Origin of the sequence: Streptomyces sp. ML-6, from assembly GCF_030116705.1 — a bacterium.
In the GTDB taxonomy this organism is placed as follows: domain Bacteria; phylum Actinomycetota; class Actinomycetes; order Streptomycetales; family Streptomycetaceae; genus Streptomyces.
Genome location: NZ_JAOTIK010000001.1, coordinates 4,016,873 through 4,033,944 on the forward strand (window position 1 = coordinate 4,016,873; position 17,072 = coordinate 4,033,944).

At 71.5% G+C, this 17,072-nt stretch carries 12 protein-coding genes, 2 tRNA genes and 2 pseudogenes; 9 read left to right on the forward strand and 7 right to left on the reverse strand.

From position 1 onward, the window contains the following. The first annotated feature begins 106 nt into the window (after positions 1-106). Positions 107-754, forward strand: a complete 648-nt coding sequence (locus OCT49_RS17745) for a SigE family RNA polymerase sigma factor (protein ID WP_502963477.1) — start codon at positions 107-109, stop codon at positions 752-754. A 275-nt stretch (positions 755-1,029) separates the two neighbouring features. Continuing rightward, entirely contained in the window at positions 1,030-2,679 is a 1,650-nt protein-coding gene (locus OCT49_RS17750; RefSeq protein ID WP_283852864.1) for a long-chain fatty acid--CoA ligase, read from the forward strand. A 215-nt stretch (positions 2,680-2,894) separates the two neighbouring features. On the opposite strand, the pseudogene OCT49_RS17755 reads toward OCT49_RS17750, so the two are convergent. Together OCT49_RS17755 and OCT49_RS17760 are read right to left on the reverse strand one after the other, a co-directional pair. Beyond that, a pseudogene (locus OCT49_RS17755) lies at positions 2,895-7,126 on the reverse strand (PAS domain-containing protein). A 377-nt stretch (positions 7,127-7,503) separates the two neighbouring features. Then, the gene (locus OCT49_RS17760; protein ID WP_283852865.1) at positions 7,504-7,968 is read right to left on the reverse strand and encodes an SSI family serine proteinase inhibitor; all 465 of its coding nucleotides are present in this window, start codon (positions 7,966-7,968) and stop codon (positions 7,504-7,506) included. A gap of 290 nt (positions 7,969-8,258) precedes the next feature. On the opposite strand from OCT49_RS17760, the gene OCT49_RS17765 reads away from it, so the two are divergent. After that, positions 8,259-8,349: transfer RNA gene (locus tag OCT49_RS17765), tRNA-Ser, on the forward strand. 176 nt (positions 8,350-8,525) lie between these two features. Here OCT49_RS17765 and OCT49_RS17770 read toward each other — a convergent pair. Beyond that, complete coding sequence (locus tag OCT49_RS17770; RefSeq protein ID WP_283852866.1) at positions 8,526-9,923, reverse strand: CLIPPER-2 domain-containing protein; 1,398 nt, start codon at positions 9,921-9,923, stop codon at positions 8,526-8,528. Between the two features lie 694 nt (positions 9,924-10,617). Here OCT49_RS17770 and OCT49_RS17775 point away from each other — a divergent pair. From OCT49_RS17775 to OCT49_RS17780, 3 genes are all read left to right on the forward strand, one after another. Continuing rightward, positions 10,618-10,690 (forward strand) — tRNA-Arg (locus tag OCT49_RS17775). Between the two features lie 516 nt (positions 10,691-11,206). Beyond that, entirely contained in the window at positions 11,207-11,446 is a 240-nt protein-coding gene (locus OCT49_RS40115; RefSeq protein WP_502963388.1) for a DUF2188 domain-containing protein, read from the forward strand. Between the two features lie 5 nt (positions 11,447-11,451). Beyond that, positions 11,452-11,628, forward strand: coding sequence for a hypothetical protein (locus OCT49_RS17780; RefSeq protein ID WP_283852867.1), 177 nt, complete (start codon positions 11,452-11,454; stop codon positions 11,626-11,628). A 65-nt stretch (positions 11,629-11,693) separates the two neighbouring features. On the opposite strand, the gene OCT49_RS17785 is transcribed toward OCT49_RS17780, so the two are convergent. The 3 genes and pseudogenes from OCT49_RS17785 to OCT49_RS17795 all read right to left on the reverse strand — a co-directional run. Next, on the reverse strand, positions 11,694-12,935 hold the full coding sequence (locus OCT49_RS17785) for a site-specific integrase (RefSeq protein WP_283852868.1): 1,242 nt from the start codon (positions 12,933-12,935) through the stop codon (positions 11,694-11,696). Beyond that, positions 12,935-13,117: a helix-turn-helix domain-containing protein gene (locus OCT49_RS17790; protein WP_019324615.1), complete on the reverse strand. Its 183-nt coding sequence runs from the start codon at positions 13,115-13,117 to the stop codon at positions 12,935-12,937. Before OCT49_RS17790 ends, OCT49_RS17785 begins: the two co-directional genes overlap by 1 nt. Continuing rightward, positions 13,114-13,524 (reverse strand): annotated as a pseudogene (locus OCT49_RS17795) (replication initiator); the annotation flags it as partial. The pseudogene OCT49_RS17795 and the gene OCT49_RS17790, both read right to left, overlap by 4 nt. A 68-nt stretch (positions 13,525-13,592) precedes the next feature. On the opposite strand from OCT49_RS17795, the gene OCT49_RS17800 reads away from it, so the two are divergent. Next, positions 13,593-13,901, forward strand: coding sequence for a transposase (locus OCT49_RS17800; protein ID WP_283852869.1), 309 nt, complete (start codon positions 13,593-13,595; stop codon positions 13,899-13,901). Beyond that, complete coding sequence (locus OCT49_RS17805; RefSeq protein WP_283852870.1) at positions 13,898-14,815, forward strand: IS3 family transposase; 918 nt, start codon at positions 13,898-13,900, stop codon at positions 14,813-14,815. The genes OCT49_RS17800 and OCT49_RS17805 overlap by 4 nt, the downstream gene beginning before the upstream one ends. Positions 14,816-15,127: 312 nt before the next feature. Here the strand turns inward: OCT49_RS17805 and OCT49_RS17810 are convergent, their stop codons facing one another. After that, the gene (locus OCT49_RS17810) at positions 15,128-16,468 is read right to left on the reverse strand and encodes an NsdA family TPR-like regulatory protein (protein ID WP_283852871.1); all 1,341 of its coding nucleotides are present in this window, start codon (positions 16,466-16,468) and stop codon (positions 15,128-15,130) included. A 149-nt stretch (positions 16,469-16,617) separates the two neighbouring features. On the opposite strand from OCT49_RS17810, the gene OCT49_RS17815 reads away from it, so the two are divergent. Next, complete coding sequence (locus OCT49_RS17815) at positions 16,618-16,845, forward strand: hypothetical protein (protein ID WP_283852872.1); 228 nt, start codon at positions 16,618-16,620, stop codon at positions 16,843-16,845. The last annotated feature ends 227 nt before the right edge of the window (positions 16,846-17,072 follow it).

Consider the following 17,072-nt stretch of genomic DNA (forward strand, 5'->3'; position numbering starts at 1 on the left):
CCCCGGCGGCGCCCGCTCCTAGCGTGGAGCCATGACCACGCCAGTCTGCACGGGCGGCTCCGGGGGAGCCGCCGCCACCGGTCGTGTGCCGCACACGTCGTACCCGGTGCACACGCCGCCCAGCACGGGGCACGGCTCGTACAGTCAGCCGGGCTCCCACGGTCCACACGCGTCGCAGGGCGGAGCACACGCCTCGCAGAACAGCGCACACGCCTCGCACGGCGCGTGCTCCCCGTACGCGTCGCGGCCCCAGTACGTCCCGTACCCGTCGTTCTCCTCCTACGTACGGGCCAGAGGGCCCGTACTGCTGCGCACCGCGCGTTCGCTCACCGCCAATCCGAGCGACGCCGAGGACCTGTTGCAGACCGCGCTGGCCAAGACGTACATCGCCTGGGAGCGGATCGAGGACCACCGGGCGCTCGACGGCTACGTGCGCCGGGCGCTGCTGAACACCCGGACCTCGCAGTGGCGCAAGCGCAAGGTCGACGAGTTCGTCTGCGACGAGCTGCCCGAGCAGGAGGCCGTCCCGGCCCCCGACCCGGCCGAGCAGCAGACGCTGCACGACGCGATGTGGCGGGCCGTGCTGAAGCTCCCGGACCGGCAGCGGGCGATGGTCGTCCTGCGCTACTACGAGGACCTGAGCGAGGCCCAGACCGCCGAGGTGCTCGGGGTGTCCGTCGGCACCGTGAAGAGCGCCGTCTCGCGGGCGCTCGGCAAACTCCGGCAGGACCCGGAGCTGGCCCCGGTCAGATGACCGGCCCTGGTCAGGTGCCCGGCCTCGGTCAGATGGTCGGCCTCGGTCAGGTCACCGGCCCGGATCCGGTCGCACTGGCCCGGATCCGGCCACACCGGTCACATCGGTCACGCCGGGCTGCGCTCCGGTGACCAGGGGCGACGTCGAGGCGCTTGAGCGGGCCGCTTTTGCCGAACGACACCGATTCGTGCTCCCCGGACTAGTGACATACCGAGCGGTATGCGCGCAGAATCAGCGAAACCCTACTGCCGCGTAGCGCCCAACGGGAGGACGCCGTGCTGAGCACCATGCAGGACGTACCGCTGACTGTCACCCGCATCCTCACCCACGGGATGACCATCCACGGGAAGTCGCAGGTGACGACCTGGACCGGCGAACCCGAGCCGCAGCGGCGCAGCTTCGCCGAGCTCGGCCGGCGCGCCACCCGGCTCGCGAACGCGCTGCGCGACGAGCTCGGGATCCGGGACGACCAGCGGGTCGCCACCCTCATGTGGAACAACGCGGAACACGTCGAGGCGTACCTCGCGATCCCCTCGATGGGCGCGGTGCTCCACACCCTCAACCTCAGGCTCCCCGCCGAGCAGCTGATCTGGGTCGTCAACCATGCCGACGACAAGGTCGTCATCGTCAACGGCTCCCTGCTGCCGCTGCTCGCACCGGTGCTCCCCCACCTGAAGTCGCTCGAGCACGTGGTCGTGGCGGGGCCCGGCGACCGTTCCCTCCTGGACGGCGCGGCGCCCCGGGTGCACGACTACGAGGAACTGATCGCCGGCCGCCCGACCACCTACGACTGGCCCGAGCTGGACGAACGCCGTGCCGCCGCCATGTGCTACACCTCCGGCACCACCGGCGACCCCAAGGGCGTCGTCTACTCCCACCGCTCCATCTACCTGCACTCCATGCAGGTCAACATGGCCGAGTCGATGGGGCTGACGGACCAGGACACCACGCTGGTGGTCGTCCCCCAGTTCCATGTGAACGCCTGGGGCCTGCCGCACGCCACGTTCATGTCCGGCGTCAACATGCTCATGCCGGACCGGTTCCTGCAGCCCGCCCCGCTCGCCGAGATGATCGAGCGCGAACGGCCGACCCACGCCGCCGCGGTGCCCACCATCTGGCAGGGCCTGCTCGCCGAGGTCACGGCCAACCCGCGCGACCTGTCCTCCATGGCCCGCGTCACCATCGGCGGCGCCGCGTGCCCGCCCTCCCTCATGGAGGCGTACGACAGGCTCGGCGTCCGGCTCTGCCACGCCTGGGGCATGACGGAGACCTCGCCGCTCGGCACCATGGCCCACCCGCCCGCCGGTCTGACCGAGGAGCAGGAGTGGCCCTACCGCGTCACCCAGGGCCGTTTCCCGGCCGGGGTCGAGGCGCGGCTGGTCGGCCCCGGCGGCGAACACCTGCCGTGGGACAACGAGTCGGCCGGTGAGCTGGAGGTGCGCGGTCCGTGGATCGCCGGCGCCTACTACGGGGGCGCGGACGGCGAGGACCTGCGGCCCGCGGACAAGTTCAGCGAGGACGGCTGGCTGAAGACCGGTGACGTCGGGGTGATCAGCGAGGACGGCTTCCTCACCCTCACCGACCGGGCCAAGGACGTCATCAAGTCCGGCGGCGAGTGGATTTCGAGCGTCGCGCTGGAGAACGCCCTGATGGCCCACCCGGAGGTGGCCGAGGCCGCGGTCGTCGCCGTCCCGGACGAGAAGTGGGGCGAGCGCCCGCTCGCGACCGTGGTCCTCAAGGAGGGGGCCGGGGCCGACTACGAGGCGCTGAGGGACTTCCTCGCCGAGTCCGGCATCGCCAAGTGGCAGCTGCCGGAGCGCTGGACGGTCATCGCGGCGGTGCCGAAGACCAGCGTCGGCAAGTTCGACAAGAAGGTGATCCGCAAGCAGTACGCGGAGGGCGAGCTGGACGTCACACAGCTCTGACCGGACGTCACCCTGATCTGACCGGCCGTCACCCGGGTCCGGCCGGCCGACGGCCGGGCCTGGTCGGACCCGACCGGACCGGGCCGGACGCGGGCCCGACCGGGTCCGACCGGTCTCGCATCCGGATCTGACCGGGTCTGATCGGCCCGCGCCTGGCGGAACACAACGAGGGCGGTACGGGCTCTCCCGTACCGCCCTCGCCGCGTTCCGTCGGATCAGTTCGTGCCGATCTTCGCGAGCAGGTCGACGATGCGCGACTGGACCTCTTCGCTCGTGGAGCGCTCGGCCAGGAAGAGGACGCTCTCGCCCGAGCCGAGGTTCGCCAGCTCCGCCCCGGACATGTCGGCGGAGGTGTAGACGACCAGCGGGGTCCGGTTCAACTGGCCGTTGGCGCGCAGCCAGTCGATGATGCCGGCCCGGCGGCGGCGCACCTGCATCAGGTCCATCACCACCAGGTTGGGCCGCATCCGGCCGGCGAGCGATGCCGCCTCGCTGTCGGTGGCGGCCCGGGCCACCTGCATGCCGCGCCGCTCCAGCGCCTCCGTCAGCGCCTCCGCGATCTCCTCGTGCTCCTCGATCAGCAGCACCCGCGGCGGGTGCTGCTCGCTGTCGCGCGGGGCGAGCGCCTTGAGGAGCACGGCGGGGTCGGCACCGTACGCCGCCTCCCGCGACGCCTGCCCCAGACCGGCCGTCACCAGCACCGGGACCTCGGCCGCCACCGCCGCCTGGCGCAGCGACTGGAGGGCCTTGCGGGTGATGGGACCGGTGAGCGGGTCGACGAAGAGCGCGGCGGGGAACGCCGCGATCTGGGCGTCGACCTCCTCGCGGGAGTGCACGATCACCGGCCGGTAACCGCGGTCGCTCAGCGCCTGCTGGGTGGAGACGTCGGGCGCGGGCCACACGAGCAGCCGGCGCGGGTTGTCCAGCGGCTCCGGGGGCAGCTCGTCGTCGACCGGCTGCGGGGACGGCCGGTTGGCCACCTCGACCGCACCGCCCGGACCGTCCAGCGGCTCCGGCCCCTCGGCGCCCTCGTCGGGCGCGCCTATGGCGAACGAGCGCCCTTCGGCCTCCGGCGCGGGGAGCCGCTGCCCCGGCACCTGGCCGTGCGCTGCCCCGGCCGGACCGTCCGGCGCCCCGGCGGACGGCGACGGCACGGCCGGGGACGGCTGGGCCGCCTGGGGCCGGGCCGACAGGGGCGGGGACGGGGCGCCCTGCGCCGGGGCGCGGCCTGCGGGGCGTGCTCGTCCTCCGGCGGGGCGGCGAGCTTGCGGCGCCGCCCGGCACCGCCGGGCGCCTGGTTCTGCTGGTGCGCGATGTGCTGGGCGAACGGCACGCCCTGCCCGAGCGTCCGCACGCTGAACGCGCGCCCCTGCGTCGAGTCGGACGAATCACCGGGCATCGGGGCCTCCGCGGGCAGCGGCTGCCTGCGTGCGTCCTGCACGGGCGTCGCACCCCGCGCGGGGCCCTCCGCACCGCCCGCGGGAGCGGGAACGGCCGTGGTGCCGGTGGTGTGCGTGGTGTGCCCGGGGGCCTCGGCCCCGGCCGCGGCGTCCTCGGCGGAGCCACCGGGGACCTCGGAGCGCTCGCCGGGCGCGACCGGCACGGCCGGGCCCTGGCCCGAGGAGCCGTCCTCACCCCAGCCACCGGGGCCCTGGGGTTCCTGCGACAGGTGAGGCGGCTGGGTGTGCTGCGGCGCGGGCTGCGGCCCCACGCCCGGCCCGCCCTGTCCGCTCTGGGTGGCGGCCTGTCCCGGCTGCTGGGGGGCTTCGGGCCGGCGGGCCCGGCGCCGACCGGTCGGCATGGGGTGCGGGTGGGGCGGGGTGTGCCCCTCGCCCGGTGCGAGGACCACGGCGTCATGGCGTCCGGGCAGCGAGGCGTCCGGATCGGCCGCCTCGGACGGGGACCGGTCGGCCTCCGCGGGCGGGAGCGCGAACGCCGTACGGGCCTCCGCGGGCCTGTCCTGGGCGGACCGCTCCTGGGCGGCGGCCAGCGCCCGCCTGGCCCTGCGCCCGGTCGGCTGCTGGGGCGCCTGCGCCGGGACGGGAGTGGAATCCGGCACCGGAGCGGGGACCGGGGAAGCGGCGTCCGGGGAGACCGGGGCCGAGGCCGGGGCCGGAGCCGTGTCCGTACCCGGGGCCTGCGCCGGGACGGGGGCGGCGGCCGACAGGGCCGGCTGGTTCCCCGCGCCGTGCCGCGCCCGGTGACTGCCCGTCGGCACCGGCACCGGAGCCTGCTCCGGCACCTGTTCCCCGACCGGAACACCCTGCGGCGGCACGGTCCGGCCGAGCTGCGGACGGTCGCCGTCCCGCGCGTCGGCGTCCGCCGTGGCCGGGGCCGCGGGCAGCGCCAACGCCTGGCCCGGGGCCTGCCGGCCGCCGGACTGCCCGGCGGCACCGGGCTCCTGTCCCTGCTCGGGCGACTGGAGCAACTGGGCGGGAAGAGGGATCCGGGCACCGCTCTCGGCCGGGCTGGGCCGTCCCCGCCTGCGCCCCGACCCCTGGGTCTGCTGGGCCCCGGCAAGCTCCTGCGGGTCGTAGGCGTTGCCGCCCTGCGACTCGTCCGCCCCGGGCCCGCGACGGGCCCGGCGCCGCCCGGTCGGCTCGGCCGCGGCCGGGTCACCGTCCGGACCGGGACCGCCCACCGAGCTCTCCAGGAACGCGTCCGTGGACGCCCGGCGCGCCCGCCGCCGTCCACCGCCGGTCTGCTGCCCCGCGGCCTGCTGCTGTCCCGTGCTCTCCGGGCTCCCGTCGCCGGACGGCGCACCGGCCTGCGGCCCGGCTTCCGCCTCCGGCCCGGACGCGGGCGGCACCACCGTGCCCGAACCCGCGCCCAACGGCACCTCCAGCACGTACGCGCTGCCGCTGGTCCCCGGGACCTCGTGGGTCTGGAGCACGCCGCCGTGCGCCCGCACGATCCCGCGCACGATCGGCTCGTGCACCGGGTCTCCCCCGGCGAACGGGCCGCGCACCTCGATCCGTACGACCTCGCCGCGCTGCGCCGCCGCCACGACGACCGTCGAGTCGACGTAGCCGCCGCCCGGCATCACCCGGGCCTTGCCGGTCGAGTCGACCCCGGCGACGTCCGCGACCAGATGGGCGAGCGCGGTCACCAGCCGGGCCGCGTCCACCTCGGCCTCGATCGGCGGCGCGTGCACCGCGAACTGGGCGCGCCCGGGGCCGATCAGCTCGACGGACGCGTCGATGCCGGCCGTCACGACCGAGTCGAGCAGCACGTTCGACTTGACCAGCTTCTCGGCACCGGCGTCCAGGCGCTGGTAGCCGAGCACGTTGTCGACGAGCGTGGTCATCCGGGCGTAGCCCGCCGCCAGGTGGTGCAGGATCTGGTTGGCCTCGGGCCACAGCTGGCCGGCCGGGTCGGCGGCGAGCGTGGCGAGTTCGCCGCGCAACTCCTCCAGCGGGCCGCGCAGCGACTCGCCGAGCACGGCGGTGAGCTGGGTGTGCCGGGCGGTCAGCGCCTCCAACTGCTCGGTCCGGGCCTCCAGCTCGGCCGCGTACCGCTCGGAGCGGTCGGCCAGTTCCGTGCTGTGCCGTTCGTCGAGCGCGGTGACCTCGGCGGCGTGCTTCCCGGTCAGCTCGGCGACTTCGGCCCGATGCTGCTCGATGAGCTCCTCGTAGGGCCTGCGGTCGGTGAACGTCATGACGGCGCCGACCAGCTGGTCCCCGTCGCGGACCGGCGCGGTGGTCAGGTCGACCGGCACCCGGGCCCCGCTCTTGGACCACAGGACCTGCCCGCGCACCCGGTGCTTGCGCCCGGACCTGAGGGTGTCGGCCAGCGGCGACTCCTCGTACGGGAACGGCTCGCCCTCCGCCCGCGAGTGCAGGATCAGCGGGTGCAGCTCCTGGCCGCCCAGGTCGCTGGCGCGGTAACCGAGTATCTGCGCGGCGGCGGGGTTGACCAGGACGACCCGGCCGTCCGTGTCCGTGCCGACGACGCCCTCGGCCGCGGCGCGCAGGATCATCTCGGTCTGCCGCTGCGAACGGGCCAGTTCCGCCTCGGTGTCGACGGTGCCCGACAGGTCCCGCACGACGAGCATCAGCAGCTCGTCGCCCGAGTAGCCGCCGCCGTACCCGTTCTGGAAGTCGTTGTACGCGGCCTGCCCGTCCTCCAGACCGGCGCTGGTGACCTCGACGGGGTACTCGGTCCCGTCGGTCCGGCGCGCGGTCATCCGGGTCGGCTTCGTACGGCCGCGTGCGTCGGCCGCATCGGGCCTGCGCATCGAACCCGGGATCAGCTTGGAGTCGAACTCCGGCAGCAGGTCGAGGAGCCCACGCCCGACGAGCGCGGTGCCCGGCGTCTCGAACATTTCGAGCGCGATGGTGTTGGCGTTGACGACCGTGCCGTTGCAGTTGACGAGCAGCAGCCCGTCGGGAAGGGCATCGAGTATGGCTGCGAGGCGAGCAGTGCCTCGGGACGGCCTGCTGCTCACGACGACGCTTCCTCCCTGATTACCGCACCTTGCCGACAGCGGGCCCCATCTTGCCCCTCGGGCCGCAGGCTGTCACTGGACGAGTCTAAAGGCAGCCGGGGGCCGAGGGACGGCGGATCAGGGGGAGCTCTCACCAAGGATCTGTGCATGTGGTGTACGACTCCTGCTCGTCATGTGCTGTCCGATGGCCCCGGCACGGCGCACGCCGTGCCCGTCCGGGGCGACGAACCCCTGGTCACCGGGGCCGTCTCCCGACCCGTACCCGGAGCGGCCCCGTCCACTCGCCCGCGCCGCCGATCTTCCGGATCCACCGAATCCACCGGACTCATCGGACCGTTTCGCCGAACGGAGTCGAAGGCCGCCTCCCCGGGTGTTCCTCATCGGACGTTGGGGAGGACCGGGCGCAGATCGTTCCAGCGGGAGATCTCGCAACCGTTGGTCCGGTCGAAGACCGCGTCGATACTCCGCCCGTTCCAGGTGCCGGTGATGCGGGCGGTGGCGGGTCCCCCGTGCTGCAGGGTGCACAGCGCGTCCGGGGGCACCGGGGCGAACGGGTCCTCCCCCTCGTCCGCCAGCTCCTCCAGCCGCTCGCAGGCCCGCCCCGCCGCCGGGTGGGTCCCGCCCGCCGGGGCGCACCGCAGCTCGAAGGTGCCCTCGGCCGCGGGGTCCCCCGAGTCCGAGACCGTGATCGTCAACCGGGTGGGGCCGTCCTCCCCCTCCGGCCCGGGCAGGGGCAGCGGGATCGGCAGCGGGAGCGGACGGCTGACCGCGGTCGCGGCCGGTGCCGCCGCGGACAGCACGGCGAGGGACACGACGGCGGTGAGGGCGAGACGACGCAGCATGCGGGCTCCTGTGCTCGTGCCCTTCGAAATCCGAAGGGAGTGCCGGGTTCGAAGGGAGTACCGGTGGAACGACGTGAACGACGTGAACGAGGTGGACGACGTGAACGAGGCGGACGACCGGAGGACGACGCCTCCGCTCTCACTAACGCTCCGCACGCCACGGCGTTGCGCAACCGCGGGCACTTTGCCCTCGTGCCCGGATGCCTAGTACCGTAGGCGGCGATTGGTGACACGGCGCTCAGCTGTGTCATCATCTGCACACACCGCTCGCGCTTGCGCGGGAAGTGTCTGGAGGCGTCGCCTAGTCCGGTCTATGGCGCCGCACTGCTAATGCGGTTTGGGTCTTAAAGCCCATCGAGGGTTCAAATCCCTCCGCCTCCGCTCTCTGCTCGGGGAGTTCGGCCCACTTCGGCCGGACTCCCCGAGTCGTTTCCGAAGCTTTCCCGAAGCTTTTTTCCGGGGCTTTCCCGGGACTTTTTCCGGAGTCGCTCGCGGAGCCGTGCCATGGCGTCGTCCCGTCGGCGCCGCGCCGACTCCGTGCCGGGCCCGACCGGCGACTACTTCCGGTCGGCGCAGGGGTCGCAGCAGGAGGGGGCCGGCTCCACGCAGATGACGACGGTGTCGGTGTTGTCGCCGGGGTCGGGGTCCTTCTCGTTGGCGGTGACGGTGGCGGAGTTGCCGACCGGGCCGGGCTCGGTGGCCTTGGCGCGCAGTACGAGGGTGGCCCCGGCGCCGACGTCCAGGGTGCCCACGGCCCACCGGCCGGTGGCCGGGTCGTGGCTTCCGGGCCCGTCGGCGGACAGGAGGACGAGGCCGTCCGGGAGCCGGTCGGTGACGGTGACCCCGGTGGCCCGGTTCGGTCCGGTGTTGCGCACGGTGATGCGGTAGGTCACCGTCTGGCCGACGGTGACGGTGGTCGCGTCGGCAGCCTTGACCACGGCCAGGTCCGCGGCCGGATTGACCTGCGTGACCTGTTCGTCGGAGGTGGCCGTCAGGGGCTCCGGGGTGTCGCCGAGCCGGTTCTCGTAGGTGGCGGTGGCGGTGTTCCTGATCTGCTTGCCGCCGGAGGCGCGGTCGATGGTGACCCGGTACTCGGCCGTGGTTCCCCCGGGCAGGGCCTCGGTGTTGAGCAGTCTGCCGCCCTCCCCGGCGGTGGCGGTGTCGCCGAGGCCGAAGACGACCCTGTCGGCCGAGGCGTCGTAGTACGCCTGGTCGCCGTCCCGCGCGTCGGTTTTCACCCCGGCGTTCGGGCCGTCGACGATGCGCAGGGAACCGGGCAGATACGTCGTGCCCGGCGGGATGGCGTCGGTCAGGACGAGGTTCTCGGCCGCGCCGCCGCCCTCGTTCCTGGCGTTGACGCGGTAGGTGATGACATCGCCCACCTCCAGCGGCCCCGTGGGCGCGGCGGTCTTGGTGAGCGCCACGTGGGGAGCGGTGCCGAAGAAGATCCCGTCCAGGAAGTTGCCGATGCTCTGGTTGCCGCCGGCGGCGGAGACGGAGCGGAAGGCGAAGCGCGTCAGCGTCTGACCGGCCGGGACGGTGTAGGTGCCGGTGTAGTGGCCCCAGGCGGTGTTGCCGTCGGTGAAGCGCCGCTGCTGCACCGTGGCACCCGGCGCGCCGATGTCCAGCGCCATGGTGTCCTCCCCCTGGCGGCCGCGGTGGTACAGCCGCCAGTACAGCCTCGTCCCGGGGGTGGTGGGCAGGTCCTGGTAGAGCGTGGAGACCTGATTGGCGTTGAGTTCGGCGAACTGCGCGCCGTCGGCCGCCGGGACCCCGTTGAAGCCCGAGTGCCACAGCTCGATCAGGTGGTCGGAGGCCGTGGTGCGCCAGCCCGGAACGCCCTTGGGCGCCTGCGGCTGCGAGGCGTCCGGCAGGAATTCCATGCTGGCGACGGCGGGCTGTTCGAAGCTGCCGTTGGCCAGGTTGACCCGGAGCGGAGCGGGAGGTGTGGACATGGTTCTTCCCCTCAAGTCGACGCTGCTGGAATGCACCGCTGTCCGACCGCACGTACGTGCGCCGAGGCGGAGCCGACACACCCGGTAGCGCAATACATCCCGGTCGCTACGTAAAGTGACGACCGGAGGGGTTCGGTCAATTCCGCACGCCGGGTTTGCGCCCCCGCTCCCCTCCCTCACCCGCCCACCCCGCCACCCGGCCAGCCCCCTCGCGCCGCACCCCTCGCGCAGGTACCCCTGCGTCCCTTCCCGCCCACCCCGTCATGGCCGGAAACCTCCGCCGTCCCTCCGGCGCCCACCCTTGCGCAGGGTGAAACCGTCACCAACGGAGTTGACGCTTCCGGGGCGCTGCGACGGCGCCACACCGGCGGCGCCACGCCGACGCCGCGACGGCGACGGCATCGCGAGGGCACCCGTACGGAAACGGCCTCACGATCGCGGGCCCCGCGGACTTCGGCGTTCCGGATCCTGCGCCGGCTTCGCGCCGCGCCCCGGACCCCGCGCGGGGCGCTGTCGCGCGAAGGGCGGCGGGAGAGACCTGCCCGAGTCGCCCACCGGTCGCCCCGCGCAGCCGCGAATCGAGACGTTTCTGCAGGTAGGGGCGGGTTTGGTTAATGGATTTCGCGCTACGGCGCAGGTCATGTAATGTTGTTCTCGCAACGCCGACCGGGAAGAAAAAAGCCCGGAATGCCAAGCACTCGTAGCTTAACGGATAGAGCATCTGACTACGGATCAGAAGGTTGCAGGTTCGAATCCTGCCGAGTGCACAGCAGGCCAGAGGCCCCCAGGAGAGATCCTGAGGGCCTCTGTCGTATGTCGTGACGGCAGTGATTGACGGCAACCGCTCCGATCGCGTGGCTCCCCTTGCGGCGGTGAACAGTGATCCGCTCCGCCGGCGCCTGGCGAGGCTCGCCTCCCCCTGTGCACGGCGACCTTGATCGGCGAGACCTTGGACGCCACGAGTCCGGTTCGACCTCTGTGAGCCATCCGGGTTGTCGGTGGGCGTCGGTACCCTGGTGTTGAGCTCTGCCATGAACCCAAGATGTTGTGGTGTGTCGACGCGTCCCGTAGTGCATGTTGGGGTGCCTTGCTTGCTGACGGGTCATCCGGGGTGCTTCACTTGATCCGCCAACCAAAACAGGCCCCAGCCGGGGCCCAACTTGAGGTTGGGCGCACGGCAATGGGGCCTGATGCGTTGGTCGCGCCTTGGGACCTTATCGCCCGCTCTTGGTTCTTCCAAGAGTGGGCGGCCCCGCGCGTCCGACTTCGGAAACGGATGTGCCATGGCAGACCGGCCCAACACCCGGGATGTGTCCAAGCGCGAAGATGGCTGGGCAGTGACGAAGCCGGGTGCGGAGAGAGCCAGTGCAGTTCTGCCCACTCAGGCGGCGGCAGTCGCTCGCGCCAAGGAGATCTTGGCCAACGACGGTGGCGGAGAGCTTCGCGTCCGCGGCAAGAACGGTCAGGTGCGAGAGCAGAACACAGTCGCCCCCGGGCACGACCCGAGGCGGTCGAAGGGATGATCTCGATGCACAAGTACGTGATCAATAAGGACTTCGGCAACCAGCGTGAGGTCGAAGCGACCGGGTTCGCCACTGTCGGGGACTACATCGACTTCTACGGGGTCGACGACCGGGGCGACAAGATCGTGACCCTTCGGATTCGGGCCGCGAGAGTGGAGACAGTCGAGCGCCTCGCCAGCTGATTCACTGCTACGGCAACAGAGCGGGCCCTCACCGAGACGGTGGGGCCCGCTCTTGTTGCTGGAGGCTATTGGCCGTCGTCACTCCTCAGCGCGTCCCCGACGCGGTCGAAGGCGGAGCGCTGGGAGTCCAGCCGCACGAAGGTGTAGATGTCCATGGTCACGCGGATCGAGCTGTGGCCCAGGACCTCCATGATCATGCGGGCGTCGGCGCCCTGTTCGTGGAGCAGGGACGCGCACGTGTGACGCAGGTCGTGGAAGCGGACCTTGCGGACGCCGGCGCGGGCGGACAGGGCCTTGAAGGACCGGTTCAGGTTGCGCGGCTCGATGGGGGTCCCGTTCTTCGTCGTGAAGACGAGCCCCTTCCCCGTCCCCTTCCAGTTGTGGCCTGCGGCCTTCTGGTCGGCGATCTGGTGGATGCGCTGAGCACGGAGCGCGGTCACGCATTCGGCCGGCAGTGCCACGCGCCGGGCCGAGCGCTGCGTCTTCGGCGCGACGATCAGCAGCTCGCCGCCGACACGCTGAAGAGCCTGCCGGACGGTCAGAACCCCGTCGAGGAGATCCACGTCCGACCAGCGCAGCCCCAGCAGCTCACCCCGCCGGAGCCCGATGCGGACTGCCAGCTCGTACGCGGCCCAGAGCCGGTTGTCCCGGGCAGCCGTCAGGAGCCGACGCCCTTCCGCAGCGGTGAGGGGTTCAATCTCGCGCTTGGTGCCCATGCTCAGCTCCACGTTCCGGGCCACGTTGCGGGGCAGCTCGTCCTCCCGTACGGCGTGCTGGAGAGCGGCGCGCAGGATCACCAGCAGGAAGCGCACGGTCCGGTCCGAGGGGAGCTTCTTGCAGCACTTGCCGAGGGCGCAGCAGCGCCGCTTGTGCTCCGGCCGCTTCTTGTCCTTTCCCTGCGCGCAGCACTGGCAGGTCGCCGCCGTCTTCATGAGGAAGGCGCGGATGTCGCGGGCGGTGAGCCGGACCAGCTTCTTCTTCCCGAACTCCGGGGTGACGTAGTTCCGGACGAGGGATTCGTAGTTGACGTAGGTCGTCGGGCGGACCTTGGTCTTGGCGACGCTCGCCAGCCAGTACGCCAGGTACTCGGCGATCGTCATCTTGTTGGTGGCCACCGGAAGGCCGCTGAGTGAGTCAGCCTTGAGCTTGGTCAGCTTCTCGTGTGCCTCGTCCCAGGTCTTGCCGTAGACGCTGCGCCGCTTGTACGTGCCGTCCGTCGTCAGGACGTATGCGCTGCCCTCCCAACGACCGTCCTTGCGCTGGTAGATGGTGCCCTCGTTGTTGGCGTTCTTCTTCGGCTTGGCCATCAGGCGGCTTCCTGTTCGGTGCGGAGGGATACGTAGGCGTCCAGCGCGGCTTCGCTGATGCGGCGACAGCGGCCGATCTTGAAAGAGGCGAGTTCGCGGGAGCGGATCAGGTCGTGGACCTTCCAGCGGCTGATGCCGAGACGCTCGGCGACCTGGTCCACGGTGAGCACGGCGGTCGTCATGCAGGCATCAGCCCTTCGCGCTTGAGGCGTGCGGTGTGGGCGATGTCGTGGCGGGTCTGGTTCGCGAGGAGTTCTTCGCCGGGGCGGTAGCCGGAGGTGAGGTAGGTCCAGGAGGACTCGGTGACGAGCACGGTGTCCGGGGCGGGTACGGGGCGGCCGGCGCGGACGCGGGCGGCGTCGGCCTGGGCGAGCCGCCAGGCGCGGCGGACGTCGCGCAGGGCGCCGAGGGTGGTGGAGTAGGCGCGGGACTTGGTGGAGAAGTGGCCGCGGAAGCCGAGCATGTGGGCCCACTTGCAGAGCTTGAGGTCCGCGAATTCGGGCAGGCCGCCCAGGTCCCAGGCGGTGCGGATCATCTGCCGGACGTGCCGGTGCACGGGCAGGTCCCGGAGGGGTTCGGCCTGTCGGGTGAGGTTCCCCCGGGATGCGGAAGGTGGTGACAGATGGTCAGATGATTCTCATGAGAGGAGCATTGACCATGGCTGCACCCAGAAAGTACTCGCTTGAGTTGCGTGAGCGTGCGGTGCGGATGTACCGGACCACCGAGCCGAGGCCGCAGATCAAGAAGCTGGCCGTCGACCTCGGCGTGCACCCCGAGGCTCTGCGCGGCTGGATCCGCCAGGCCGAGGCGGACGCCGGCGAGCGCGGCGACCGGCTCACCACCGACGAACGCGCGGAGCTCGTGGCCCTGCGCAAGGAGAACGCCCAGCTCAAGCGGGCCAACGATGTCCTGCGGACGGCCTCGGCGTTTTTCGCGGCGCAACTCGACCCGACCCGGCCCAGGTGACGGCGCTCGTCGACGAGCATCCCCGCCTGGGAGTCGAGTGCGTACTCCGGGAACTGCACATTCCCTCCTCCACCTACTATCGCTGGCGCCGGGCCGAGCGCGAGCCGTGCGAACGGCAGCGCCGCGACGTCGAGCTGACCGAGCAGATCAAGGAGATCCACGCGGAATCCGGTGGCGTCTACGGCTCCCCGCGCGTGCACGCCGCCCTCAGACGCGAGGGTGTCCACGTCGGCCGCAAACGGGTCGAACGTCTGATGCGCGAGGCCGACATCGCGGGCATCAGCCCGCGGCGCAAGGGCTTCACGCGCCGCGACCCCAAGGCCACGCTCGCCCCGGACCTGGTCGAGCGGCACTTCACCGCACCCGCGCCGAACCGTCTGTGGGTCACCGACCTCACCATGATCTCCACCGGCGAGGGCCCGTTGTGGCTCTCGGCGATCCGGGACGCGTTCTCCCGCCGGGTGGTGGCCTGGGAGACCTCGGCCCGCGCGGACGCCGACCTCGTCCTGACCACGCTGGAGTACGCGCTCGCGTCCCGCGAGATCGAGCCCGGCAAGCTCATCCATCACGCCGACCACGGCTGTCAGTATACGTCTCTCAAGCTCACAACTCGCCTGGTGCGAGCGGGAGTTCAGGTGTCCATGGGGTCGGTCGGGGACTCGTTCGACAACGCGCTCGCGGAAAACCTGTGGATGCTGATCAAGACGGAGTGCGTGCGCGGTCGGGTCTTCGCCACACGTGCCGAGGCGAACCTCGCGCTCTTCGAGTACATCGACGGCTTCTACAACCCCCGGCGCATCCAGGAACGGCTCGACTGGCTCAGCCCGATCGAGTTCGAGGAGAAGCACTACACCAAACAGGCGACGGCCGAACCGACGAACCTGAACACCCGTCACCCCTCTCTGACCAGCTGATCAGCACCTCTCGCGCAGCGGGGGAACCTCACACGGCGAGCACGGCCAGCAGGAGCGGAGCGCATGCCAAGTCCGCACCGGTCACCGCGGATTGCCGTTCAACCAGCCGCGAGCCTGGCAGCCGGCCCCTGCCCATCCGTCAGGCAACGCGTACGGCAACGCTCAGGCCGGGTCGGGGTCGAGTCCGTGACGGATTGGGGAAGCGTGGCTGGGGCCGGTGGGTGGTGGCTGGAGGCACACGTGGCGGGTGCTCGTTCGGCGCACCCGCCGTCGTGGCTGACTTTCTGTGGCTGAGGTCGCCAACGGCCCGAGTCAGCTGACCAGAGAAGGCGGGGCGACCGTTCGTGCGCGATCGTAGAGGTCCAGCGCAGTGGCGTTTTTCAGGTGCGGCCGGAGGAGGCCGAACATGGTTCTGACCCGGTCGTCGGCTCGGCCGGACTGGACCATGGGGTAGTCGTCGAGCGCCTGGTGCCAGGTGTCGCAGGCCGCTTCCAGGTGGCCGATTTCCAGTTGTCGTTCAGCCAGCATGGCGCGGTGTCGGACGCGTGCGCGGCGGTAGACGCTGTAGCGCACCTTGTCGGACTGCTGCATGGCCGCGATGGCGCCGGAGACGTCGCCGAGTTCGTAACGAACCTGACTGATGTGATAGTTGAGCGACGCGGGGTCGTACGAGCCAAACGCCTTGCCGCGCGACTCGGCACGGTCCATGGCGGTCTCGGCCTCCCGGATGTACCGCAGTGCCTGCGTCCGGTCGCCGGTCTGCGCGGCGGCGTGTGCTTGCTGGCCGGCGAGGAAGGCCAGCATGCGGGGCACGGCCTTCGGGGAGGCGGCTGCTGCGTCGGCTAGCTCCATGGCCTTGCCCCCGTGGCGAAGGTCGATCGCTTGGACGCTCATGCCGCGCAGAGTCGTGCAGTAGGTCAGATGGTCCTCGGCGGCGCCCGCCAGTTCCAGCGCCTTGACGTAGTACCGCTGCGCGAGGCCATGTAGGCCCTCGTCGACGGCCATGTAGCCGGTCAGGTACAGCAGGTCCGAGGCTGCGGACAACATCGCTTTCCGCACGTCGTCGGGGGCGTCGGCGCGCAGGTAGGACGACACGGTGTTCACCATGAACGAGGCCGCCATGGGGCGTGCGTGGCGACCGCCGAATTGGTCGTCCAGTTCCGAGACGCGCTCGGTCATGGCGACGACCATGTCCACTTCGTTCATGCCGATCCGGCGGGCGCGGCCGGACTGGACCGCTTCGGCACGGCCGATGACATCCGGCCACCCGGGAATCGTGAGGGCGACGGAGAACAGGCCGGCCCCCAGGACACTGCGGCGCGATGGGTCCATGTCCTGCCTCCCGAGGTCGATCAGCCCCTCCACGGTATCCGCGGCTGTCGAGGAGGAGTGATCGCGGGGAACCGGCAGACCGGCCTCAGCGTGCGTTACGGGCCGCCCCAGACGCCGAGAGAGGGCTTCCAGGACGCACACCCGCACGGCCCCGCGGGGCACGGTGCCGCCCAGCCAATGGCTCACCGCCGACTCGTCGTATCGCAGGGGCGTGCCCATCTCGGTGCCCACGCGGTTCACCGCCCGCGCGAACTGGCGATAAGTCCAGCGGCTCTCGGCGAGCAGGCGCCCGAGCGCCCCGTTCGGTTCACGCGTGGCCATGCCCTCAACTCCCCGTGCCCTTGCGAACTTTCAAGGCTTTCAAGTCCCGGCGCTGCTGCAACGGTACCGCTGTGCGTGGCCACGCGGTTGCGTAGAGGCAGCAGGGAACGGCGAGACCTCGCCGCAGCCATCGTCTGAGGGACTGAGGGATGAGAAGCGAAGCACGGGCCCGACTGGCCCAGTTGACCGAAGAGCGGGGCGTGGACGGGGTGCTGAGGATCGACACCTACGAGGGCGCGGACCCGCCGCCGGGCTCGAACCTGTTCTCGCCGTGTGAGTGCACGCAGCACAGCCGTCCCGAGCCTCAGGACGCCGCGGCCGAGATGAGCGCCGCCGTGCGCAGGGCGAACGAGCGCAGTCGCGGCGAGCGGCTGTGAGGCGGTTAGCCGCAGTCGTCGGCCGCTACGCCGGAGTGCTGCTGATCATCACCATCTCTGCATCGAGCGGCTTCGCCCTGGGCGTGGCCGCCGCCTCCACCCCCACCTGACTTCTCCCTCTCCACATCCAACCCCACGTGTGGCGAGGGAGGGCCCACCGCCGGAAGTGGTGGGTACCCGTCCGGCCGCCTTCTTCGTATGGGCCGGCAGCCGGACGGGCTCAACTC

Coding starts and splice junctions, on each gene's coding strand:
- OCT49_RS17760 (WP_283852865.1), bottom strand. CDS start 7,968: ATGCTGCGTCGTCTCGCCCTCACCGCCGTCGTGTCCCTCGCCGTGCTG.
- OCT49_RS17770 (WP_283852866.1), bottom strand. CDS start 9,923: ATGTCCACACCTCCCGCTCCGCTCCGGGTCAACCTGGCCAACGGCAGC.
- OCT49_RS40115 (WP_502963388.1), top strand. CDS start 11,207: ATGGCAGACCGGCCCAACACCCGGGATGTGTCCAAGCGCGAAGATGGC.
- OCT49_RS17780 (WP_283852867.1), top strand. CDS start 11,452: ATGCACAAGTACGTGATCAATAAGGACTTCGGCAACCAGCGTGAGGTC.
- OCT49_RS17785 (WP_283852868.1), bottom strand. CDS start 12,935: ATGGCCAAGCCGAAGAAGAACGCCAACAACGAGGGCACCATCTACCAG.
- OCT49_RS17790 (WP_019324615.1), bottom strand. CDS start 13,117: ATGACGACCGCCGTGCTCACCGTGGACCAGGTCGCCGAGCGTCTCGGC.
- OCT49_RS17800 (WP_283852869.1), top strand. CDS start 13,593: ATGGCTGCACCCAGAAAGTACTCGCTTGAGTTGCGTGAGCGTGCGGTG.
- OCT49_RS17810 (WP_283852871.1), bottom strand. CDS start 16,468: ATGGCCACGCGTGAACCGAACGGGGCGCTCGGGCGCCTGCTCGCCGAG.
- OCT49_RS17815 (WP_283852872.1), top strand. CDS start 16,618: ATGAGAAGCGAAGCACGGGCCCGACTGGCCCAGTTGACCGAAGAGCGG.